This window comes from uncultured Methylobacterium sp. (assembly GCF_964244095.1).
Lineage (GTDB): Bacteria > Pseudomonadota > Alphaproteobacteria > Rhizobiales > Beijerinckiaceae > Methylobacterium.
Genome location: NZ_CAXTHR010000013.1, coordinates 26223 through 46726, shown reverse-complemented (window position 1 = coordinate 46726; position 20504 = coordinate 26223). Strand labels below are relative to the sequence as shown.

At 62.7% G+C, this 20504-nt stretch carries 11 protein-coding genes, 1 tRNA gene and 1 pseudogene; 10 read left to right on the top strand and 3 right to left on the bottom strand.

What is annotated here, in order from left to right; translation table 11 throughout:
- The 9 genes from ACFE86_RS03960 to ACFE86_RS03920 form a co-directional block, all read left to right on the top strand.
- Positions 1-413, top strand: a 413-nt coding sequence (locus ACFE86_RS03960; RefSeq protein ID WP_375454033.1) for a hypothetical protein, incomplete at its 5' end; no start/stop codon positions are given.
- Between the two features lie 339 nt (positions 414-752).
- Positions 753-947, top strand: a complete 195-nt coding sequence (locus ACFE86_RS03955; RefSeq protein WP_375454032.1) for a helix-turn-helix domain-containing protein — start codon at positions 753-755, stop codon at positions 945-947.
- 1 nt (position 948) lies between these two features.
- Positions 949-1461: a BREX-3 system P-loop-containing protein BrxF gene (gene brxF, locus ACFE86_RS03950; protein ID WP_375454031.1), complete on the top strand. Its 513-nt coding sequence runs from the start codon at positions 949-951 to the stop codon at positions 1459-1461.
- Positions 1458-5147, top strand: a complete 3690-nt coding sequence (locus ACFE86_RS03945; RefSeq protein WP_375454030.1) for a DUF6079 family protein — start codon at positions 1458-1460, stop codon at positions 5145-5147. The genes brxF and ACFE86_RS03945 overlap by 4 nt, the downstream gene beginning before the upstream one ends.
- A gap of 285 nt (positions 5148-5432) precedes the next feature.
- Positions 5433-7067 (top strand): ATP-binding protein, encoded by a 1635-nt coding sequence (locus ACFE86_RS03940; protein WP_375454029.1) that lies wholly within the window; start codon positions 5433-5435, stop codon positions 7065-7067.
- Entirely contained in the window at positions 7064-9880 is a 2817-nt protein-coding gene (locus tag ACFE86_RS03935) for a DNA methyltransferase (protein WP_375454028.1), read from the top strand. Before ACFE86_RS03940 ends, ACFE86_RS03935 begins: the two co-directional genes overlap by 4 nt.
- A gap of 8 nt (positions 9881-9888) precedes the next feature.
- The gene (locus ACFE86_RS03930; RefSeq protein ID WP_375454027.1) at positions 9889-12708 is read left to right on the top strand and encodes a DEAD/DEAH box helicase; all 2820 of its coding nucleotides are present in this window, start codon (positions 9889-9891) and stop codon (positions 12706-12708) included.
- Positions 12705-14759 carry a BREX-3 system phosphatase PglZ gene (gene pglZ, locus ACFE86_RS03925; RefSeq protein WP_375454026.1) on the top strand — a complete coding sequence of 685 codons (2055 nt, stop codon included), beginning with the start codon at positions 12705-12707 and terminating at the stop codon, positions 14757-14759. Before ACFE86_RS03930 ends, pglZ begins: the two co-directional genes overlap by 4 nt.
- Positions 14756-15490 carry a hypothetical protein gene (locus ACFE86_RS03920; RefSeq protein ID WP_375454025.1) on the top strand — a complete coding sequence of 245 codons (735 nt, stop codon included), beginning with the start codon at positions 14756-14758 and terminating at the stop codon, positions 15488-15490. The genes pglZ and ACFE86_RS03920 overlap by 4 nt, the downstream gene beginning before the upstream one ends.
- Before the next feature lie 154 nt (positions 15491-15644).
- Here the strand turns inward: ACFE86_RS03920 and ACFE86_RS03915 are convergent.
- The 3 genes and pseudogenes from ACFE86_RS03915 to ACFE86_RS03905 all read right to left on the bottom strand — a co-directional run.
- Positions 15645-15746 (bottom strand): annotated as a pseudogene (locus tag ACFE86_RS03915) (haloacid dehalogenase); the annotation flags it as partial.
- A 307-nt stretch (positions 15747-16053) separates the two neighbouring features.
- Positions 16054-16143 (bottom strand) — tRNA-Ser (locus tag ACFE86_RS03910).
- Between the two features lie 218 nt (positions 16144-16361).
- Positions 16362-16706 carry a hypothetical protein gene (locus ACFE86_RS03905; RefSeq protein ID WP_375454024.1) on the bottom strand — a complete coding sequence of 115 codons (345 nt, stop codon included), beginning with the start codon at positions 16704-16706 and terminating at the stop codon, positions 16362-16364.
- Between the two features lie 379 nt (positions 16707-17085).
- On the opposite strand from ACFE86_RS03905, the gene ACFE86_RS03900 reads away from it, so the two are divergent.
- Positions 17086-20370, top strand: coding sequence for a glycosyltransferase (locus ACFE86_RS03900; protein ID WP_375454023.1), 3285 nt, complete (start codon positions 17086-17088; stop codon positions 20368-20370).
- Positions 20371-20504: the final 134 nt, after the last annotated feature.

Genomic DNA, 20504 nt, shown 5'->3' with positions numbered 1-20504 from the left:
GAGATCGCAGCATGAGCGCTCCCGACGTTGTCACGGTCCGAGTGCCGTTCCGGACTGTGCGCCGCGGCGGACGTAAGATCATTGTCCTGCCCGAGTGTGCGATGGGGCCGCAAACGCGTCCGACCGAGCCGGAAGTAGATGCCGTGCTCCTGAGGGCGATCGTTCGCGCGTGGCGTTGGCGACGTGATATCGAGGAGGGCCGAGCGCACTCGATCATCGAGATCGCGGAGCGAGAGAGGTTGACCGACAGCTTCGTAGTTCGGGTGCTCGCTCTGACCACTCTGGCCCCAGATATCTTGCAGGCGGTGCTCGACGGTCGGCTGCCGCAAGGGCTCACGCTGGAGAAGGTGATCGGATCGGTTTCGCTATCGTGGAGCGAACAGCGGGGAGTCATCAGCTTTGAAATTGGATAAAGTCAACAACGTTTCGCGACGGCATCTCCTGGTATATGAAGGCTCCCACAACGGTCGCACCCGTTCTGGGAGCCGAGCGCATAGATCCGCTCCTTGAGCGAACTCGCCGAGTAGCCGCATCGAGGGCGGTCTCGGTCATGAAGGCGTTAGCCAAGCTGTGCAGGAGCACGTAAGGCGTCGTCGGATACTATGGCGCCCCGCTACGCCCTCATTCCGTCGCATGGTCGACGCAACGCGAGCGCCTCTCAGGTTAGTGACAACCCATCTTCAGCGCTTCCTCTGGCATACTCTGGCAACTTCTGGCACTCTTTGCCATCCTTTCCAGGAGGGACCGGTGTCATGCCGGACGAAATTCTAACGCTGCCGGAGGTGGCCCAATTGCTGAAGGTCGCCGACAAGACCGTTTACACCATGGCTCAAAAGAGCCAGCTACCGGCCTTCAAGGTGCGAGGGCAGTGGCGGTTCAAGCGCGTCGATATCGACCGCTGGATCGAGCAGCAGAAGGAAGCCTCCCATGATGAAGGGAGGATCTGACGTGGCCACTTCGCTTTCGACTCAGATCCAGGACGTCCTGCCCAAGACGCAGGACGCGTATTACAAGTTGATCTTGGCAGTAGGGCCGGCACGCGCCGGCAAGACCGCCGCCCTCACAGAGCTGGCAGCGCAGCACAAGTGGCCAAGGGTTAATGTCAATCTCTGTTTGTCGGAGAAGCTCCTCGAGCTGACGCATCGGCAGCGTGCTGTCCGAGTCGCGGGCATTGTTGACGACACCGTGAGGGATGAGAATTCCAAGGTCGTTTTGCTGGACAATATCGAGCTGCTCTTCGCCACAGAGCTAGCGCAGGATCCTCTCAAGCTGCTTCAATCAATCTCCCGGAACCGGACGATCGTTGCGGCATGGCCGGGAAACTTTGATGGTGTCGCTCTGACATACGCGGAGCCCGGCCATCCAGAAGCTCGCCGATATCCGGCGCCCCAAGCGGTGATTGTCAGGGCCGGCGAAGCCGATCAGCCCGCTATTGGATCGCCTGGGGAGGAGACGAAATGAAATATTCAGACCTCATTCAGTTCGAGCCAATTGAAACGGTCGTCCAGCTCCGGGAAGCCGACACTGCGGCAGACGCCCGTCGTCTGGTCGAAACATTTGTCATCTCCGACCGAATGGCCGATCTGCTCGGCGAGCTCGTGTTTCCGCAGCTGCAGTTCAGCAAGCCAGCCGACAACAAGGGCATTCTCGTCGTCGGCAATTACGGTACGGGAAAGTCGCACCTTATGGCCGTCATCTCGGCAATCGCCGAGCATGCCGATCTCGTTTCGCGGATGACGAATCCAAAGGTCGCGGAAAAGGCCGCAGAGGTCGCCGGCTGTTTCCGCGTGATCCGTGCCGAGATCGGTTCCACCACAATGTCCCTGCGGGACATTGTGTGTTCGGTGCTGGAGGATGGACTGGCGCGGCTCGGAGTCACCTACGATTTCCCGTCCACCGACGATCGCCACGAGAACAAGTCTGCTTTCCAGGAGATGATGGCCGCGTTTCAGGCTAAGCACCCCGATCGCGGTCTAATCCTCGTTCTCGACGAACTTCTCGACTATCTGCGCTCTCGCGCGGACCAAGCCCTAAGCCTCGATCTTTCCTTCCTCCGGGAGCTTGGTGAGGTCTGCAAAGGCTCTCGCTTCCGGTTCATCGCAGGCGTGCAAGAAAGTCTGTTCGACAATCCGCGCTTTCAGTTCGTCGCCGACACGCTCCGGCGCGTGAAGGATCGGTTCGAGCAGGTCCGCATTGCTCGTGACGATGTCGCCTTTGTCGTGGCCGAACGAATTCTGAAGAAGGACGCCAAGCAGCAGGGGTTTATCCGTGAACACCTAAAGCAGTTCGCGCCGCTCTACGGCTCGATGAACGAAAGAATGGAGGAATTCGTCCGTCTCTTCCCCGTTCACCCAGCCTATCTCGACACGTTCGAACGCGTATACGTGGCCGAAAAGCGCGAGGTGCTTAAGACGCTCAGCGCCGCAATTCGCCGCATCATCGATCTCGAAGTCCCGGCAAACGATACCGGACTCATTGGCTACGATTCTTACTGGAGTGTGTTGCGGGACAATCCGTCATTTCGATCCGATCCGGCCATCAAGGAGGTCATCGATCGCAGTGGCGTCCTCGATGCGCGCGTCCAGCAAGCCTTTACCCGCCCGCAGTACAAACCTGCGGCGATCCGGATCGTGCACGCGCTGTCTGTGCACCGGCTGACAACGTCCGACATCTACGCGCCGATTGGAGCAACGGCGGAGGAGCTGAGAGATGATCTCTGCCTGATGCTGCCCGTTCCCGAAAAGGACGCCGGCTTCCTCCGCACGCTCGTCGAGACAGTGCTGAAGGAGCTGCTGCGGACGGTGAGCGGTCAATTCCTCAGCTTCAACAAGGAAAACGGCCAGTACTTCCTCGACCTAAAGAAGGATATCGATTTCGAGTCTCTCATCGAGAAGCGAGCCGAGACTCTCAGCGATGCCCAGCTGGATCGCTACTACTTCGATGCGCTGCGGCGCGTGGTCCTCGAAGACCCGGATGCTGCGCCTTATGTCACCGGCTATCGCATTTGGGAACACGAGATCGAGTGGCGGGAACGGCGCGCCGGCCGAAGCGGGTACCTGTTCTTCGGCGCCCCGAACGAGCGATCGACCGCGCAGCCCGCGCGCGATTTCTATCTCTATTTCCTGCAGCCGTTCGACACGCCCTATTTCAAAGACGAGAAGAAGGCCGACGAGGTCTTCTTTAAGCTAAAGGATCGCGACGACACGTTTGATCGGGCGTTACGCCTCTATGCCGGCGCGCGTGAACAGGCCGCCGCCGCTTCTGGCAGCAACAAGAAGATCTACGAGGACAAGGCCGGGGACCATCTCCGCACCCTGACATCTTGGCTCCGCGAACATATGCCGACGGCGGCTGAGGTCGTGCATCAGGGGCGTTCGAAGACGCTGCAGGAAGTGGTGCGCGGCAAGCTCCCGCCCAACGCCACGGTGAAAGATTACGTCAACACGGCGGGCTCGGCGCTCTTGGCGCCCCACTTCGCCGATCGAAGCCCGGAATATCCGATCTTCAGCGTTCTGGTCACACGGCAGAATCGCGACCAGGCCGCGCAGGAAGCATTGCGGTGGATCGCTGGCGGCGTGAAGAGCAAGCAAGGCACAGCAATTCTCGATGCTCTGGAATTGTTGGACGGCGAGACACTCAAGCCGCGCAACTCTCGCTACGCCAAGCACGTGCTCGATGCCTTGAGCCAGAAGGGCCAGGGACAGGTCCTCAATCGATCCGAGCTGCTCGCGTCCGAAGCCGGCGTTGACTACTGGACGATGTTTCGCATCGAGCCTGAGTTTTTGAGCGTGGTGCTGGCCGCGCTGGTTCACAGCGGCGACATCGTACTCAGCCTCGCCGGCAAGAAAGTGGATGCGGCCGGCATCGATCAATTCGTAAAAATTGGAATCGCTGAGGTCACGGAGTTCAAGCACATCGATCGCCCGCGCGATCTGCCGCTCGGGCCGCTCCAGGATCTGTGCGATCTTCTCGACGTGCCAAAGGGGCTTATCGTCAATCCTGCGAACCGTGATGAGGGCGTGGTCAAGGTTCAGCAGCGCGCCGGCGAGCTTCTCGGCAAGGTCGTCGCCGCTCAAGCGCGCATTCCCGACCTGATCTTCTGGGGCCGCCCCATTCTCTCCGACCAGGAGCAGAAGGACTGGAAAGACCGACTCGGCAGTCTGAAGGGGTTCCTGGAATCGCTCCAGCCGTTCAACACCTCCGGCAAGCTCAAGAACTTCCCACACGACTCCGCGGCGGTGCTCGGCCAGAAACCGGTGATCGACCTCTCCCGCGAAGTCGATAAGCTCGGCACAGTGCTCCAGCAGACCAACCCGCTGACGTCATATCTCGGCAAGGCGGAGGCGCTGCTCGACGTCAGCCATTCGTGGCAGGACGCCGTCCGAACCGCACGTGCCGATCTTATGGCCAGGATCGCAAGCCCCAAGCAACGCTCGGAAGCCGATTTCAAGCGGCTTCTGACCCAGACGCTGGGCGATCTGAAGACCAAGTATCAAGACGCCTATCTGGCCGCGCACGAGCGCGCCCGCCTTGGCGCGAACGACGACAAGCGCAAGGCGACCCTTGCCAAGGATTCACGTCTCGCCCAGATCCAGAAGATCGCCAACGTCGAAATGATGCCGACGTCTCAGCTGCGCGATTTCGAGAACAAGCTGTTTGCGCTGAAACCCTGTTTCCAGCTTGGGCGCCCAGACCTGGAGAGCGACCCTCTCTGTCCGCATTGCGGTTTTCGACCGGCAGAGGAGCCGGCTGGTAGCGCAGCCGCAAAGAAGACCCTCGCTGACCTCGACGAGACGCTGGACGCTATCGTGCGCGGATGGACAGACACACTGCGCACCAATCTCGAAGATCCGACCGTGTCGGGCAACATTGAGCTTGTCAGCGATCCTGTCGGCAAGCGGGAGCTGCACGGCTTCCTGAAGAACAAACAGCTTCCGGATCCGGTGAGTCCCGCCTTCGTCAAGGCCCTGCAGGACGTGTTGAGCGGATTGCAAAAGGTGACGCTGGGTAGGGCCGCGTTGCAGGCCGCGATCTCCGATGGTGGGCTACCATGCACTATTGGCGATTTGAGAGAGCGCTTCGACGGTTATGTCGCAAGCCTTGTTAAAGGTAAGGATGTTTCCAAGATCCGAATTGTAATCGAGTAAGAACGTATCATGCCTGCAGGGAGCACAGTTCCAGTTTCTTCAGCCCTGAAAAGGGCTTCTCTGATTTATCCACAACCAGTTGCAATCGCATGCGGCCGGGTACTGCGAGCGCGCTCTCCAGCGGAACGGTTGGATGCATGCTTGCGAGCTGCAGAAGTGTTGGCCCGATACATCTGTGCGGTAGCATTGTCCTCGTTTGCTGCCAGAGACGGAGGGGCTGAACTGACTATCTCGGCCCTCGATGGAAACCTATCGTTCGGGCACTTTCTCTCATCGGCCCAGCAAGTGGCCAACGTCGAGGTTGCGCATCCCGGGGCTACGTACTTGCAGTCAGGCTTCCGGCCAAAGAAAGGGCAAGTATCCGGAGTCACCTACGCTGCCTTGGAGACGTTGCTGGGCCGGAGGAACGATCTCGGTCATCAGCTCCAAGCGATGACCGGCCCTCAGGCTCAGGCCATATTTGATGATCGCAAGCCGGACGTTCAGCTCGTCAATGCCGTTGATGGCGTAAAAGGCCTTTTATCGTTGCCGCTATTCATCGTTGAAGAGCAGCAGTTGATTCAGCGCATCATCCGGGGCCGTAGGCTCCTTCTAATGGGCGAGTCCGCAGATCCAACACCTGATGAGATAGAGCTGGCTGGAGCCCTGGACGATCCCGGAGTTCCATACGTCGCGGTTGGCGCTACAGTCCTGAAGCTGCCACCTATCCTAGTTTGGGAGCTTGTTCAGCAGCGGGCTAACACGCGTTTGCTCTTCCTCGACAAGGTAGCGGCTCGAGGGTGCTGGTATAAGACCGTGGAAGGAGACGAAGCGCCGGGGCCACCTGAGCGTGCCGGGGAAATCGCTGCCCTCTGTGGTGGCACGCAGCGTTCGAGCGAGCAGGTCAAGCTTCGCGATGGCCGCCACCTTGCACAGGAGTGGGGGGAGCGGCGGCGCCTCATTGAAGAAACAGGTGCCAGGGGTGAGGGCCTGATCCCCTGGGATCTCTTGAATTCGGACACGATAAGCTGGTTCGTAACTCGCCTCAAACCGGAAGCTGAGCCGCCACATACCGAGTTCGTCTGCGGGCAGCTTCTTGATGGCCGAACATCCATCGATGCTCATGAACGGCGCCAAATCTTGTTGCTCTTCGGGACCGAAGTGGCGACACGCGAAGAACTTCGACGCGACATAATGGATCTTCAGGTCATTTCGGACCCTACTAAACGCTGGGACGACAGACTCCTCATAGATCGGGGAAATATGTTCGGTGCACTTCGCCAAACTTTGGAGTTTCTTGCAAGGCATCTTCGCCACGGCGATTTGACGCTGGATGGCATGAGTCGGACCGACGGATCACCAGATTATTTGGCAATCCGCGAGGCCTTGATGAACATGTTCATTCATCAGGATTATGCGGACCAAAGGACGTGCTCGCGAATCATTCTCCGGCCGGACTACGCCGTCTTGTCAAACGCAGGCCACTCGTTGGTGGCCGTGGAAAGGCTTGAAGAAGGTGGAGCCCATCAAGCGCGAAATCCTCTGATTGCCAGGGCTCTCCGCCTCCTGGGATTTGCCGAAATTGCGGGTTCCGGGCTACGCACGCTCAGCGCTGCCTGGCGAGGAGCCCATCGTTCTTCGCCTGCGATATCCTCCGATCGAGGCACAAACACATTCGAGCTGCAATTGGACTGGCGGCCGATCGCAACCGACTACGACGAGAAGTGGCTTCGAAGAGGCATCAAGCTCACCCCAGTCGAGGTCGCGATCGTCGATCTGGCACGAAAAACCGGAGGGGTAAGTCTGCAGGACTTGTCCAACGTGATTGGTAAGGACTCCAAATCTCTCGAAACAATCACTCATCGTTTGGTAGTCCAGGCGCTCGTAGAGCGATCCGGTGACCGGTTTGTGATCGCGCAGCATTGGAGTGAAATCTCATGAACCGGCGATCCAAAAAATCTGGTGATCTCTTCATCGAGGGAGCGGGGCAACTCCGCTTGGTCGACAAGTCAGTTGAGCAGCAGGCTCTGGAGAAGAGCAGGGTCGAATGTCTCGGAATGACATTCGACAGCGAGGACGCGCGCCGGGCCTATTTCACGGATCGGCTGCGGGAGAAGCTGGCCGATTCCGAGTTCCGCAAGACCCCGGGATTCCCCAAAGGGACTGACGAGGACATCGTCCGGATGTCCGACGCTCCTTGGTACACCGCATGTCCCAATCCCTTCCTGGCCGACTTCGTGCGCGTGTACGGCAAGCCTTACGATCCGAAGGAGCGCTATGAGCGGGACCCCTTCGCAATCGACACGAGCGTCGGCAAGACTGATGCGCTCTACAAGGCGCATGGCTACCACACGAAGGTGCCGCATCTCGCGATCGTCCCCTCGATCCTCCACTACACGGAGCCGGGCGACATCGTGCTCGATGGGTTCGCAGGCTCGGGCATGACGGGCGTCGCCGCCCAGTGGTGCGGTTCGGCGCCTGCGGCGTATCGCAAACAGCTCGAGGCGGGGTGGTTGAAACAGGGGCTGCCGAAGCCGAAATGGGGCGCTCGTCGAGCGATCCTGAGCGACCTTGGGGCGGCGGCCACCTTCATCGCTGCGAACTACACGCTGCCCTTCGACGTCAGAGCGTTCTCAAAGGGGGCGGAGCACATTCTTGCCGAGGTTCAGAAAGAGGTCGGCTGGATGCACGAGACCCTTCACACCGACGGAAAATCGAAGGGAGCTATCAATTTCACCGTATGGAGTGAGATATTCAGCTGCCCACATTGCGGCGGCGAAGTAAGTTTCGTCAAAGAAGCTCTCGAACCCGTAACCAAGAAAGTCCGCGCAAACTTTCTTTGCCCCCTCTGTTCGGCGGAATTGACGAAAGACACGCTGGATCGCGTCTTCGAATCCGCTCTGGACCCAGCTACGAACCAGCACTGGCAAAAGATTCGTCTTCGTCCGGCATTCATAAACTACAGTGTTGGAAGAGTAGCCTACGAGAAGGCACCTACCTTAGGGGATCTAGAATTACTTGAGCAAATTGCTGCGCTTCCCGTGCCGGCAGATTTGCCCATCGTCCCGTTCCCAATCGAGGAGATGTACCACGGATCGCGAATCGCGCCCAAGGGGTTCACATATGTGCATCATCTCTTCTTGCCGCGCATCGCACACACTCTCGCGCTATTTTGGGGTAAGGCGCGAGACTTCGAGGATCCATCTCTTAGGTTAATTCTCCGATTTTGGGTCGATAGTCATATTCTAAATCTCTCGATTCAAAACAGGTATCGGCCCGAGGTAAGCTTTCCGTATAATCCGCTAAGTGGTGTCTACTACGTTTCTTCGATGATAAGTGAGGCATCACCATTCACCGCCTATCGGAACAAAGCCAAGAGGATCACCACCGCATTCGTTCAACAGGGCGCTACACGGGCAAACGCAATGACGAGCACTGGTACTGCCAGCACGCTTGCCATTCCGAGTGATTCGGTAGACTACATTTTTACGGACCCACCGTTTGGGTCCAACATATTTTACGCTGATCTAAATTTTCTGGTCGAGTCGTGGCATCGAGTTTTAACGAACGCGAGTGCTGAAGCAATCATCGACTCGTTCAAAGGAAAGAACATTGTAGAGTACCAAGCTCTAATGCGCGCTTGCTTTGAGGAATATACCCGCGTCCTTAAGCCTGGCCGCTGGATGACGGTCGTCTTCAGCAATTCGGCAAATGCCGTTTGGCGGGCGATACAGGAAGCGCTCGGGACTGCTGGATTCGTTGTCGCGGACGTCAGGACGCTCGACAAGCAGCAAGGCTCATACCGGCAAGTTACGAGCTCCGCGGTCAAGCAGGACCTCGTGATCTCAGCTTACAAGCCAACCGAGGCTTTGGCTGAGCGCTTTGCGCTACGGACGTCGTCGCCAGAGAACGGTTGGGCCTTCGTGACCGAGCATCTCGGCCACGTCCCCATTTTCTCCAGCGTTGACGGCGTCGCCGATGTGATTGCTGAACGCACGGCACAGGTGCTCCATGACCGGATGGTGGCCTTCCATGTGCAGCGCCAACTCTCGGTGCCGCTTTCGACCGCGGAGTTTCTGGGTGGCCTGAACCAGCGCTATCCCGAGCGTGACGGCATGTACTTCCTGCCGACGCAGGTCGTCGAGTACGACCGCAAACGTAACACGGCCGCCGAGCTACGCCAGCTGAGCCTCTTCGTCATCGATGAGGCGAGCGCCATTCAGTGGGTGCGACGAGAGCTTCAGGACAAGCCGCGCAGCTTCCAGGACCTCCAGCCCACGTTCATGCGCGAAATCCAGAACTGGGCGAAGCACGAGCAGACGGTTGAGCTCAAGGAAATCCTGCGGCAAAACTGCATTTTTTACGACGGCAATGGACCGGTCCCGAGCCAGATACACTCGTACCTGTCCACGAACTTCAAAGAACTTCGTAATATTGCCAAGGATGATCCGGTACTGACCGCCAAGGCGGCGGATCGCTGGTATGTGCCCGATCCAGGAAAGCAGGGTGATTTGGACAAGCTGCGCGAGAAGGCGCTGCTGACGGAGTTCGAAACCTACAAGCACGCCAAGGAACGCAAGCTGAAGCTGTTCCGCACCGAAGCGGTGCGCGCCGGCTTTAAGACCGCCTATGAGGGGCAGGACTACAAGACCATTGTCAGCGTCGCGGCGAAGCTGCCGGAGAACGTCCTCCAGGAGGACGAGAAGCTGTTGATGTACTACGACGTCGCGAGCATGCGTCTCGGTGATGCGTGAGGTGACGCATGCAGGCGGGCGAGTGGTGGCACAGCATCGATCATGATGAACCCTGCCGCGTCGTCGATACCGACACGCTGTGGGGACAAGCGACCTGCCTGGTCTTGCTGCCGCGCCGCGGGACTGCCGTCCGGGTGCTGCAGAAGCGTCTTGCCCCGCTGAAAGCGGGCGAGTCTCACCTCCTCGACCGCCTTTCCTATATCAGCGCCGCCGCGCGTATTGCCGACTCTCTGGAGCGGGACGCGTTGGTCGCCCCGCTGGAAGGCACGGTCATCCCGCTGCCCCACCAGCTGCTCGCCCTGCAGCGCGCCATCGCCGGAGACCGCATCCGTTATCTACTGGCGGACGAGGTCGGTCTCGGCAAGACGATCGAAGCTGGTCTGATCCTGCGCGAGCTGAAGATTCGCGGGCTCGTGCAGAGAATCCTTGTCGTCGCTCCTGCGGGACTGGTGCTGCAGTGGCAATCCGAAATGAAGACTCACTTCAATGAGGACTTCCGGCTCATCCTTCCCGGCAGCCTCAGCGCGCTCCGTCAGGCGGGCGCCATCGACGAGAACGAGAACCTGTGGCGCATGCACCAACAGGTCATCTGTCCGCTCGACTCGGTGAAACCGATCGACTCCCGCCGCGGCTGGAGCCAGGAACAGCTCGCCCGCTACAATCGCGAACGGTTCGAAGACTTGGTCTCGGCAGGATGGGACCTGATCATCATCGACGAGGCGCATCGCATTGGCGGCAGCACCGAGCAGGTCGCCCGCTTCAAGCTGGGTGATGCCCTTTCGCAGGCGGCGCCCTACCTACTGATGCTTTCGGCGACTCCGCACCAGGGGAAGTCGGACGCCTTTCGCAGGCTGATCGGGTTTCTCGACGCCGATGCTCTCCCTGGCGACGACGCGATTTCGCGCGAAGCGGTCGCCCCCTTCGTCATCCGTACCGAGAAGCGCCGTGCGATCGACGCCGAAGGGAACCCGCTCTTCAAGCCGCGCTTCACGCAGCTCGTGCCGATCGCATGGGGAGCGGCGCACGCTGAGCAGCGCGCACTCTATGACGCTGTGACCGAGTATGTCCGTGACGGCTACAATCGCGCCATCAAGGAAAAGCAGACCGCCGTTGGCTTCCTGATGATCCTCATGCAACGGCTGATCACATCCAGCATCGCTGCGATCCGTACATCCCTGGAACGAAGACTGGCGGTGCTCGATTTGCCCCAGGGCCAGCTTTCGCTATTCCCCGAGGATGTGGGGGAGGATTGGTCCGCGCTAGATGGTCAGCAGCAGCTCGACACCATCCTGAAGACGCGCCTGAAGGGTCTCAAGGACGAGCGCAAGGAGGTAGAGCTTCTCTTGTCGGCCGCGCGCCGGTGTGAAGCCAGCGGTCCGGACGTCAAGGCTGAAGCGCTGCTCGAACGCATTCAACACCAGCAACGCGAGGAAAACGACCCAAGCCTTAAGGTGCTGATCTTCACGGAGTTCGTACCCACCCAAGAAATGCTATCTGATTTTCTTGGGCGTCGCGGCTTTACCGTCGTATCGCTTAATGGAGCGATGGATTTGGAGGAACGGCGGCAAGCGCAGCGCCGCTTTGCGACCGACGCGCAGATCCTCATCTCCACCGATGCCGGCGGCGAGGGCCTGAACCTCCAATTTTGCCACGTGATCGTGAACTACGACCTTCCGTGGAACCCGATGAAGATCGAGCAGCGGATCGGCCGGGTCGATCGTATCGGGCAGAAGCACATCGTGCGGGCCATCAACTTCGCACTCGCGGATACGGTTGAGCTTCGCGTCCGCGAGGTGCTGGAAGAGAAGCTCGCAAGAATTCTTGAGGAGTTTGGCGTCGATAAGCTGGCCGATGTGCTCGATTCCGAGGACGGCGGCGTGCCTTTCGAGGCTCTGTTTGCGCAAGCGATGATCGCGCCCAAAGATGCAGAACAGCGAGCAGCCGGTGTCGCGGACGAGATACGCCGGCGAGCGGAGGAAGCCCGAGCCGGTTCTAGACTGCTCAGCGCAACCGAGCGGTTGGACCCTGCTGCGGCGCAGAAGATTGCCAACCATCAAATGCCATATTGGACCGAGCGGATGACCTTCGGCTATTTGCGCAGTCAGGAATCAACGGGCGCATCCATTAAGGCGGCCGCTGTCGGCTACGACCTTCGCTGGCCTAATGGCGAAACCTGCTTAGCGGCCGTGTTCAGCCGAGATGAAGCCGATCGGCCAGGCGCAAGGCTGATTTCGCTCGAAGACGAGAGAGTCCGGGGGCTCACGAACAGCTTGCCCGTCTTCGCGCCCGGCCAACCGATACCCACTATCCAGGTCCCCGACGTTTCGGACAAGACAAGCGGGTTCTGGTCATTGTGGCGGATCAGCTTGCACACGGCTGGTGGACGGGAGCAGCGATTTCTTGCTCTTTTCCTGGCGGAGGACGGCCGCGTATTTGGGCCGACAGCTCGCACAGTCTGGGAACGGTTGATCGACCTACCCAACGGTCTGAGCCAAGCGGGTGAGGAGATTTCAGGTTCTACCGCGGTGGATGCGTTCGATGCCAGCCGCGAGGCTGCCGAAGCGCAGGGTGCCACGGTGTTTGAGGAGCTGGCCGCCGCTCATCAGATGAGCATCATGCGTGAGCGCAAGAAGGGCACGCACGCCTTTTCATCGCGCCGACGTGCCATCGAGCGGCTCGGGCTGCCCCAGGTCCGGGCGCATCGTCTTCGGATTTTAGAAGACGAAGAGCAGGCATGGACCCGAGAGCTTGCGGCGCGGGAAGCCGCGCTCCCTGATCTCGCCGCCGTCCTCATGGTTCGCGTGGCGCCGATCGGAGCAAGCGGATGAGCACCTCGTTGCTCAGCGGCACATGGCGCGAGCCCATTCTGGCGCAGTTCAGCCGCGACATCGCCAGTGTCGCGCGTCTGACCGTCGTGGCGGACCCAGACGAGCTGCTGACGGAACAGGGCATCGTTGACGGTATCCGCCAGCGCGGATTCGAGATCGTCCCATTCGAGGACCACGTCGCATTTCGATACGCCTATGAGGGACGTTTCCGCGAAGTTTGGGACAACGGCAGCGACACAAATCTGGTCGTCGTGCTGCGAGCGGCGCGTTCGGATATCAGTGGCCTCCCCTTTGACCTGCTTCAGCAGGCGGAGCGTGACCGGCGGTTGCTTTCGTTCAGCCTCGCTGAGCTTTTCCCGTCGCTCGCCCCTCATGTCCTTTCCGGAATCGATCGGGGTGAGCTCGATGTCGTGTCTGCCGCCCAGCAGCTTTTCAAACCAGAGCCTATGGGCGAGAACGCGACACGGGACTTTCTTCTGCGAAACGTGTTTCGCCTCGATCCCGCACAAATCCAAAGCGATGCAGACCTGCTCCGCGCCCTTCTGCGGCGCCACTACAGCGGCCAGATAGTTCCCAAGTCACTGGATCAGCGGTTGATCCATCTGCTGCGATCCACCGGGCGATGGCACGATTGGCCGCTCGATCAGATTCTCCCTAGCCGTGCGAGCTTTCTGGAGTTTCTGCAAGAGAGATGGCCGATCTTCGTTCAGGGTCATTTGGGCTCGCAGGCAGATGGCCTGCGCGAGGAGCCCGAACCCTACGGTCTGCAGTTCTCAGGTCCAAAGCATCTTCCCTTCGACCACGACGATGTGCGGGTCTACGTCGATAATCTGTTCACGGACGGTTTGCTAACCCCGACGAGCAGCGTTTCTCGATCGCTTGTCGAAGGAACGTGGATGGCCGTCGGCGTGGCGGGATCCCAGTCCGCCGACCAAGCAACGCGCTTCCGAAGGCTCCTGGACCTATTGCACTCAAACAGCCCATCGCCGAGCAGCGATCATTATGAGTGGGTTCAGGCGGCGACTCGGTGGGCCGAGATTGTTGCGTTACGTTGGTCCCTGCAGGGAGACGTGGCGTCCGAGGATAAGGATCGCTTCAGCGCCGCACACCAAGGGATTGAGCAGAGCTTCTACGCGTGGATGGTCGCACACTACGCCTCTTTGCACAGCCTCTCGTACCTGCCTCGCCCGGTCATGGTTCATCAGATCCCAAAGTATATGGCCCATCGGCTTACAGCGGAGGGAAGCGCGGCGAAGTTGGCCGTTGTTATCATCGACGGTCTGGCCATGGACCAGTGGGCGGTTGTCCGTCAGGAAATGCCGCATCGGAAATGGGTGACCGAGGAATTCGGTGCCTTCGCCTGGGTGCCGACACTGACGTCGGTGTCGCGCCAATCGATCTTTGCGGGCGACCCTCCGTTCTTTTTTGGGCAGAGCCTCGACACGACGCGTAAGGAAGAGCAGCACTGGTCTCGCTTCTGGGAAGATCGCGGTCTCCGGAAAGGCGGCGCCGTCTATGCCTGTCAGGGCACCCTGGAAGACGACGACGCCTTCATCGCTAGGGTTAGCGGGAAGCTCGACGAGCCGCGCTGCAGGATCGCAGGCATCGTGGTCGGGACAATCGATCAGATGCTGCACGGCATTGTCACAGGCACCGATGGCATGCATGCCGGGGTCCGTCACTGGGCCAAGAGGGGTTCGCTTTGGCGCCTCATGGACGCCTTGCTTGATCGCGACTTTGAAGTTGTTGTCACCGCCGATCATGGAAACGTAGAGGGGATCGGCATAGGAAAGCCCAACGTTGGCGCGACAGCCGACGAGCGCGGAGAGAGGGTCCATGTGTTCCGAGACGCCCTGCTGCGATCCAATACCTCGGCGAAATATCCGGGAACTCTGGAGTGGCAGAGCATCGGGTTACCCGATGACTATCTCGCCTTGATAGCCCCACCGCTGCGCGCCTTCATTGGTGAAGGAAAAAGAACGGTGGCGCATGGCGGAATATGCATTGAGGAAGCCATCGTGCCCTTCGTGACGGTGGCGAGGTCGGCATGAGCACTGGAAGAAAGACCACGATCGGCTTCGATCGAACGATCCACATCGAGTGGCTCGATATTGCCGCCGCCCGGGTCTCCAGAGGCGAGCTTCCAACAGAGACACGGAAGGTCCTGTGGGACTTTCTCGAAGACCTCGTTCCGGGCAACACCAACAACAGTGGCCGTGGAAAAACACTTACGGTCCTGATCCGTATCTGGCTAATGGTGCCGGAGCAGGTCCAACCGTTGCGAGACCGTGCTCTCAAGTGCCTCTCTGCAGCAAATGGCGAGAACCGTGTGGCTGTTCATTGGGCCATGGTCGTGGCTACGCATCCTTTCTTTTTCGATGTTGCCACGCATGTCGGAAAGCTTCTCGCACTGCATGGTCAAGCCAACAGATCGCAAATCAAGCGCCGTATGACGGAATCATGGGGCGACCGCTCTACGTTGGAGCGCACAATCCAGCATGTGCTCAAATCCATGGCTCAGTGGGGTGTGCTGAAGCCTGGCTTGGAGAAGGGATCGCTGGTCGTCACTCGCAATCCGATCCGGGTCTCCGAAGAGATCGCGGAGCTATTGGTGCACGGTGTCATCCTGAGCCAAGGACGCGGCATGTCACTTTCGCAGCTAGTCAGACACCCAGCCATCTTTCCGTTCAAGCTGCAGCTGAACGCCGCAACACTCAGGAAGCACCCATGCCTTCGCGTTCAACGTCAGGGCGATCAAAGCGACTTCCTTGAGTTAGTTTAACTTATCAGTTTGGTCGGCATTGATTATCTGCCGGGACGGTGATGCTAAACCTACGGGAAAGCCAAGGCGGAAAGTCGCTAGAAACTGAGGCCCTATAGATTCGTACTCGCCCCGGTTCAGTGGTTCAGTTCAGAGGCCGGGTGAGAAACGGCGGGCCGTGCAGGGAGGCGGCATCGGCCGTCTCCAGGTCCACGTCCCTTCCGCCGCCCATCGAGATACCCACGTCCGCGGCCGCAAGTGCTGGGGCGTCGTTAACACGTCGCCGACCTTCTCGAGCGCCATGCGCTTACTCGGAGCGGGACGAGGCTTGTGAGTGGTGCTTCTCGGCAGAGTCAGGCGACCGGAATGCAAAACGCGACGTCGGCAACGACCAAGCTCTAGAGGGGCAGAGGGGCGTTCGCGCGACCGAACGGAATCAGCCAAGTTCGGTTGCACGGAGAATTGGGAGAAGGAGAGAGGGTGACGGCCCTACTTTTGGGGGAGTGCAGTTCGGACGCCAAGGCCACGTACACGGCGTCAGGTGGGTGTCTTCGCAAGACCAGAGGAAGCTTGCTAGCCAAGGCTGGCGGAGGGAGCGGGATTCGAACCCGCGATACCGTTTCCGGTATACACACTTTCCAGGCGTGCGCCTTCAACCACTCGGCCACCCCTCCGAACCCGACGCTATCCGGCGTCGCGCGGTGCGAGCGCCGGTCGCGTTCGATCGGGTGGCGTGCTGTACCCGTGGGGCCGACCGCGTGCAAGGGCGGCGGCATTGCGGCGGGCCAAGCATCGTTCCGCTCGGTGAGGCGTGGTTTGCGGAGGGGAAGGATGCGACGACAAGGCGATGTCGGCAGGCTTTCGTGGGCGAAGCCATGAAAGTCTGCTTGGTTCAGGGCCGCGTCCGGCGGGCGGCGATCGTGGTCAGCGTGACGGCGAGGAGGGCGCCGCAGGCCGCGGCACCCGCCTTGACCACGAAGTCGGCGAGGCGCCCGTGGCGGGTCTGCGTCAGCACCTGCCCGAGTTCGAGGGTGCCCGCGAGCGCGACGACGCCGACGAGGACCACGAGCCAGCGGCGCGGATAGGCGAGCGCGAACAGCAGGCCGAGGCCGCCATAGGCGCAGGCCCGTTCGACATTGGCCGGCGCCACGGACGGGCGCAGGCCGATCGGCGAAAGCGTGACGACGACGAGGATCGTCACGACGAGCCACGCCGCCACGCGGAGATAGGTCTGCATGCGCCCCTGTGGCCCCTGACGCCTGCTTCGGTCAATGCGGCGAAGGGCCGGCGCGGTCCACGACGCCTCGGAGGGCCCGCCGCCGCGCCGCGCGACGGCGCCCGGGGTCGTGGCCGGCCGGTCTTGCCTGCGCGCCGGTTTCGATCACAGATGGGCGTCGGGCCCGTGCGAACGGCCAGCCGGATGCCGACGTGGGAAGAGAGGGCTCGGGCGCGGTCATGCTTCTGAATTCGTGCTCGGAGGTTCCGGACGTTCCTTCGCGGAACCGTCCTCGGTACGTTGCGGGATGGGGGCGCCCGACGTCCCGTCGTGCCTGCCCGCCCACCGGGCACGGTCGCGGGCAGGTCGCCGAACCGCGTCGGCATCCGGCGGGATGAGGTTGTTCCGGAAGAGCCGTACGCGGCAAGTCCCCCCGGCCGCGATCGAGCTGCCGCAACGCGTCCTGGCGTCGAAGCTGTTCGATGCGGCGTGGTATCGGCAGACGTACCCGGACATCGCGGGTTTCCCCCTCGGCCCGCTGGCGCATTTCTGCGAGCACGGCGTCCACGAGCGCCGCGATCCGGGACCGAACTTCGACACGCGCCGCTACCTCGCCGCGGTTCCGGAGGCGGGCGACGGGCCGCTGCCGCCGTTCCTTCGGGCGCTCGCGGAGGGCGAGGCGGAGGAGGGACGGCCGCCCTGGCTGCGCGACGATCCGGGTCTGCTCGCCTATCTCCTGCGCGCCAGCGGCCTGTTCGACGAGGCTTGGTATCGCGCAGCCTATCCCGACGTCGCGCGGTCGGAACACGCGGCGCTGGCCCACTATCTCGATTACGGGGCGGTGGAGTTGCGCGATCCCGGCCCCGGCTTCGATTCCGAGCACTACGCCCTCCGGCACCCCGATTACCGGAAGACCTTTCCGAGCCCGATCGAGCATTATCTCAGGCTCGGCCTCCGCCGCGGACACAGCCCGACGGGCCTGTCGCGATACGGGCGGTGGCTGGCCGTCCACGACGACCTGACCGCGCCGGACCTGGAACGGATCGCCGCGGATGCCGGGCCGGCGCCGTCATCCATGCTCTGCATCCACGTCGTCGATGCGCGCACGGCGGCGCGGATCGACGCGCTCGTGGAGGCGCTGGCGCGGCAGGTCGGCGCGACGTGGCGCGCCCGCTTCCTGCGCGGCCCGGATGTCGGCGCCGCCGACTGGGCGGCGTGCGTCGCGCGCCTCGCGAACGAGCCGCGGATCGCCTGCACCGAGGACCCGGCCGGCATCCTCGCGGACTGCGCCGACGGCGGCATCGTGCTGCTCGGCGCGGAGGTCTGCCGGCTGCGGCCGCACGCGCTCCACGCCTTCGCGCTGGCCCTGTCGCACGTGCAGGCCCTGTCGCAGGCGAAGCCCGACGCGGCCTATTGCGACCACGATCGGATCGACGGGGCGGGCACGCGCCGCGCGCCCGTGTTCAAGCCGGCGATGTCGCCGCGCTTCATGCAGCGCGTGCCCTATGCCGGCCCGGTGATCGCGCTGCGGATCGGGCGGCGGACGCGCGAGAGTCTGGCGCTCGCCCTCGCGGCGTGCGCCGACCCGCGGCGGGCCTGGGCGGACCTGCTGCTCGGGCTCGACCCCGCGCGCGTGCTGCGCATCCCCCTGGTGCTCTATCACCTGCCCGACGACGGGCGGGCGCCGGCGCCGCGCACCAACCAGCCCGTGCCCGACCCGCGCCGGACCGTCCCGCCGCACCCGGACATCCCGTCCGGGCCGCCGCCCACCGTCCGGATCGTCATCCCGACGCGCGACCGCCACGCGATCCTGAAGGCCTGCATCGACAGCATCCTGACGCGGACCGACTACCCTTGCGACCGCTACGGCATCGTGATCGTCGACAACGGCTCGGTGGAGGCCGAGACCGCGGGCTACCTCGCGCAGGCGGTCCGCGACCCGCGGGTCGCCGTCCTCGCCGCGCCGGGCGCGTTCAACTTCGCCCGGATCTGCAACGACGGCGCCGCCGGCGCCGAGGCCGAGATCCTGGTGTTCCTCAACAACGACACGACGGTCCGGCAGGCGGACTGGCTCGGCACGCTCGTCGCCCATGCCCGGCAGCCGGAGGTCGGCGCGGTCGGGGCGCAACTGCTCTATCCGGACGACACGGTCCAGCACGGCGGCGTGGTGCTGGGCGTCGACGGCGTCGGCGCGCATGCCCTCGTCGAACTCCCCGTCGCGACCGCGGGCGCGCTCGACGCCACCCGCGAGATGAGCGCGGTGACGGGGGCCTGCCTCGCGATCCGCCGCACGCTGTTCGAGGAGTTGGGCGGGTTCGACCCGCTCCTGCGCATCGATTTCAACGACGTAGACCTCTGCTGCGCCGCGATCGAGGCCGGATATCGCAACCTCTACGTCGCCGAACCGCTGCTCCATCACCACGAGTCGCTGTCGCGCGGCGCGGAGGACGGGCGCGGCCGGCGCGCCCGCAACGCCCGCGAAGCGATCCTGGTCCGCCGCCGCCATGCCGGGCTGATCCGGGACGATCCGTCCTACAATCCGAACCTCTCCCTGGCGCGGATCGGCGCCCTCGCGGAGCCGCCGCGGACGATCCCGCCCTGGCGGCGTCCCACCGGGGGGAACCGGCGGATTCTTATCCTGAGCGGCGTCCACGAGGCGGGCGCCGGCATCGCCGGAACGGTCGCGGCGCAGGCCGCCGCGTTCCGGGCCCGCGGCTGGGAGGTCGTCGTCGGCGGACCCGAAGGCGCGCGCGACGCGACCTATCCGGGTTGCCGGCGGGCCGGTCTCGATGACGCGGAGGCCGCGGCGGTCTTCGCGACGCGCGAAGGCGTCGATGCCGTCGTCGCGCATACGGCGCCGTTCTTCTCGGTGTCGCGCCATTTCGGGCGCCGGCCGCTGGTGTACCTCGTCGATCACGGCGATCCGCCGCCGGGGCTGTTTCCCGATCGGGAGGCGCGCGAGGACGCGATCCTCGAGAAGCGGTTCTGCGCCGCCGCGGCCAAGCGCGTCTTCGCGACGTCGCCGACGGCACGCGACGCCCTGTTCGGGCAGGAGGCGATCCTCCTGCGCGAGCCGCAGGTTCCGCCGGAGGCGTGGTCCGAGGCCTGGGCGGCGCGCCGCCCGGCCCTGCGCCGGGACCTCGGCTTCACGGACCGGTTCGTCGTGCTGAACCTCTGCCGCATGGGCGCGGCGGAGCGGCCCTGCAACGGGTTCGACGACTATCTCGACCTCGCCGGCGAGTATCCCTTCACGAACCCGGCGCTTGCCGGCCGCGTCGTCTTCGTCGCCGCCGACCGCGGCCGTCCGGACTACCGCGCCGACATCGCCCCCCCCGACCTCACGATGCTCGGCGAGCTCGGCGGCGCCGACCTGGCGGCGTTGTGCGCGGCGAGCGATCTCTACGTGACGACGCAGCCCTGGCAGGGTCCCGGATGCGGGATCGCGCCAGCGCTCGCCATGGGCCTGCCGGTGGTCGCCTCGGACATCGCGGCGCATCGCGCCCTTCCCGTCGAGACGGCGGCGGACCTGCCGGGCCTGTGCGCGCTGGTGACGGGACACGCGGAACGCTGGCGCTCGGGCGACGTGCCCCGGCGCGCCGTGGCCGCGCAGGCCGAGGACGCCCCGCGGCTCGTGGACACGATCGCCCTGGACCTAGAGCGGGATTCGGCGGAGCACTGGCTCTGATGCGGCGGCGGCGGCGCGCCGCCTCGAATTCGACGCGCTCGGGACCCAAGGCTCGGGACCCAACGCGCGGGACCCAACGCGCGGGACCCAAGGGTCGCGGCCGATCGGGGTGTCCGCGTACGCGACGGGTGTTC

What these genes read in the sequence shown, in the direction of transcription:
- ACFE86_RS03955 (WP_375454032.1), top strand. Translation starts at nt 753, where the DNA reads ATGCCGGACGAAATTCTAACGCTGCCGGAGGTGGCCCAATTGCTGAAG.
- ACFE86_RS03945 (WP_375454030.1), top strand. Translation starts at nt 1,458, where the DNA reads ATGAAATATTCAGACCTCATTCAGTTCGAGCCAATTGAAACGGTCGTC.
- ACFE86_RS03935 (WP_375454028.1), top strand. Translation starts at nt 7,064, where the DNA reads ATGAACCGGCGATCCAAAAAATCTGGTGATCTCTTCATCGAGGGAGCG.
- ACFE86_RS03930 (WP_375454027.1), top strand. Translation starts at nt 9,889, where the DNA reads ATGCAGGCGGGCGAGTGGTGGCACAGCATCGATCATGATGAACCCTGC.
- pglZ (WP_375454026.1), top strand. Translation starts at nt 12,705, where the DNA reads ATGAGCACCTCGTTGCTCAGCGGCACATGGCGCGAGCCCATTCTGGCG.
- ACFE86_RS03920 (WP_375454025.1), top strand. Translation starts at nt 14,756, where the DNA reads ATGAGCACTGGAAGAAAGACCACGATCGGCTTCGATCGAACGATCCAC.
- ACFE86_RS03905 (WP_375454024.1), bottom strand. Translation starts at nt 16,706, where the DNA reads ATGCAGACCTATCTCCGCGTGGCGGCGTGGCTCGTCGTGACGATCCTC.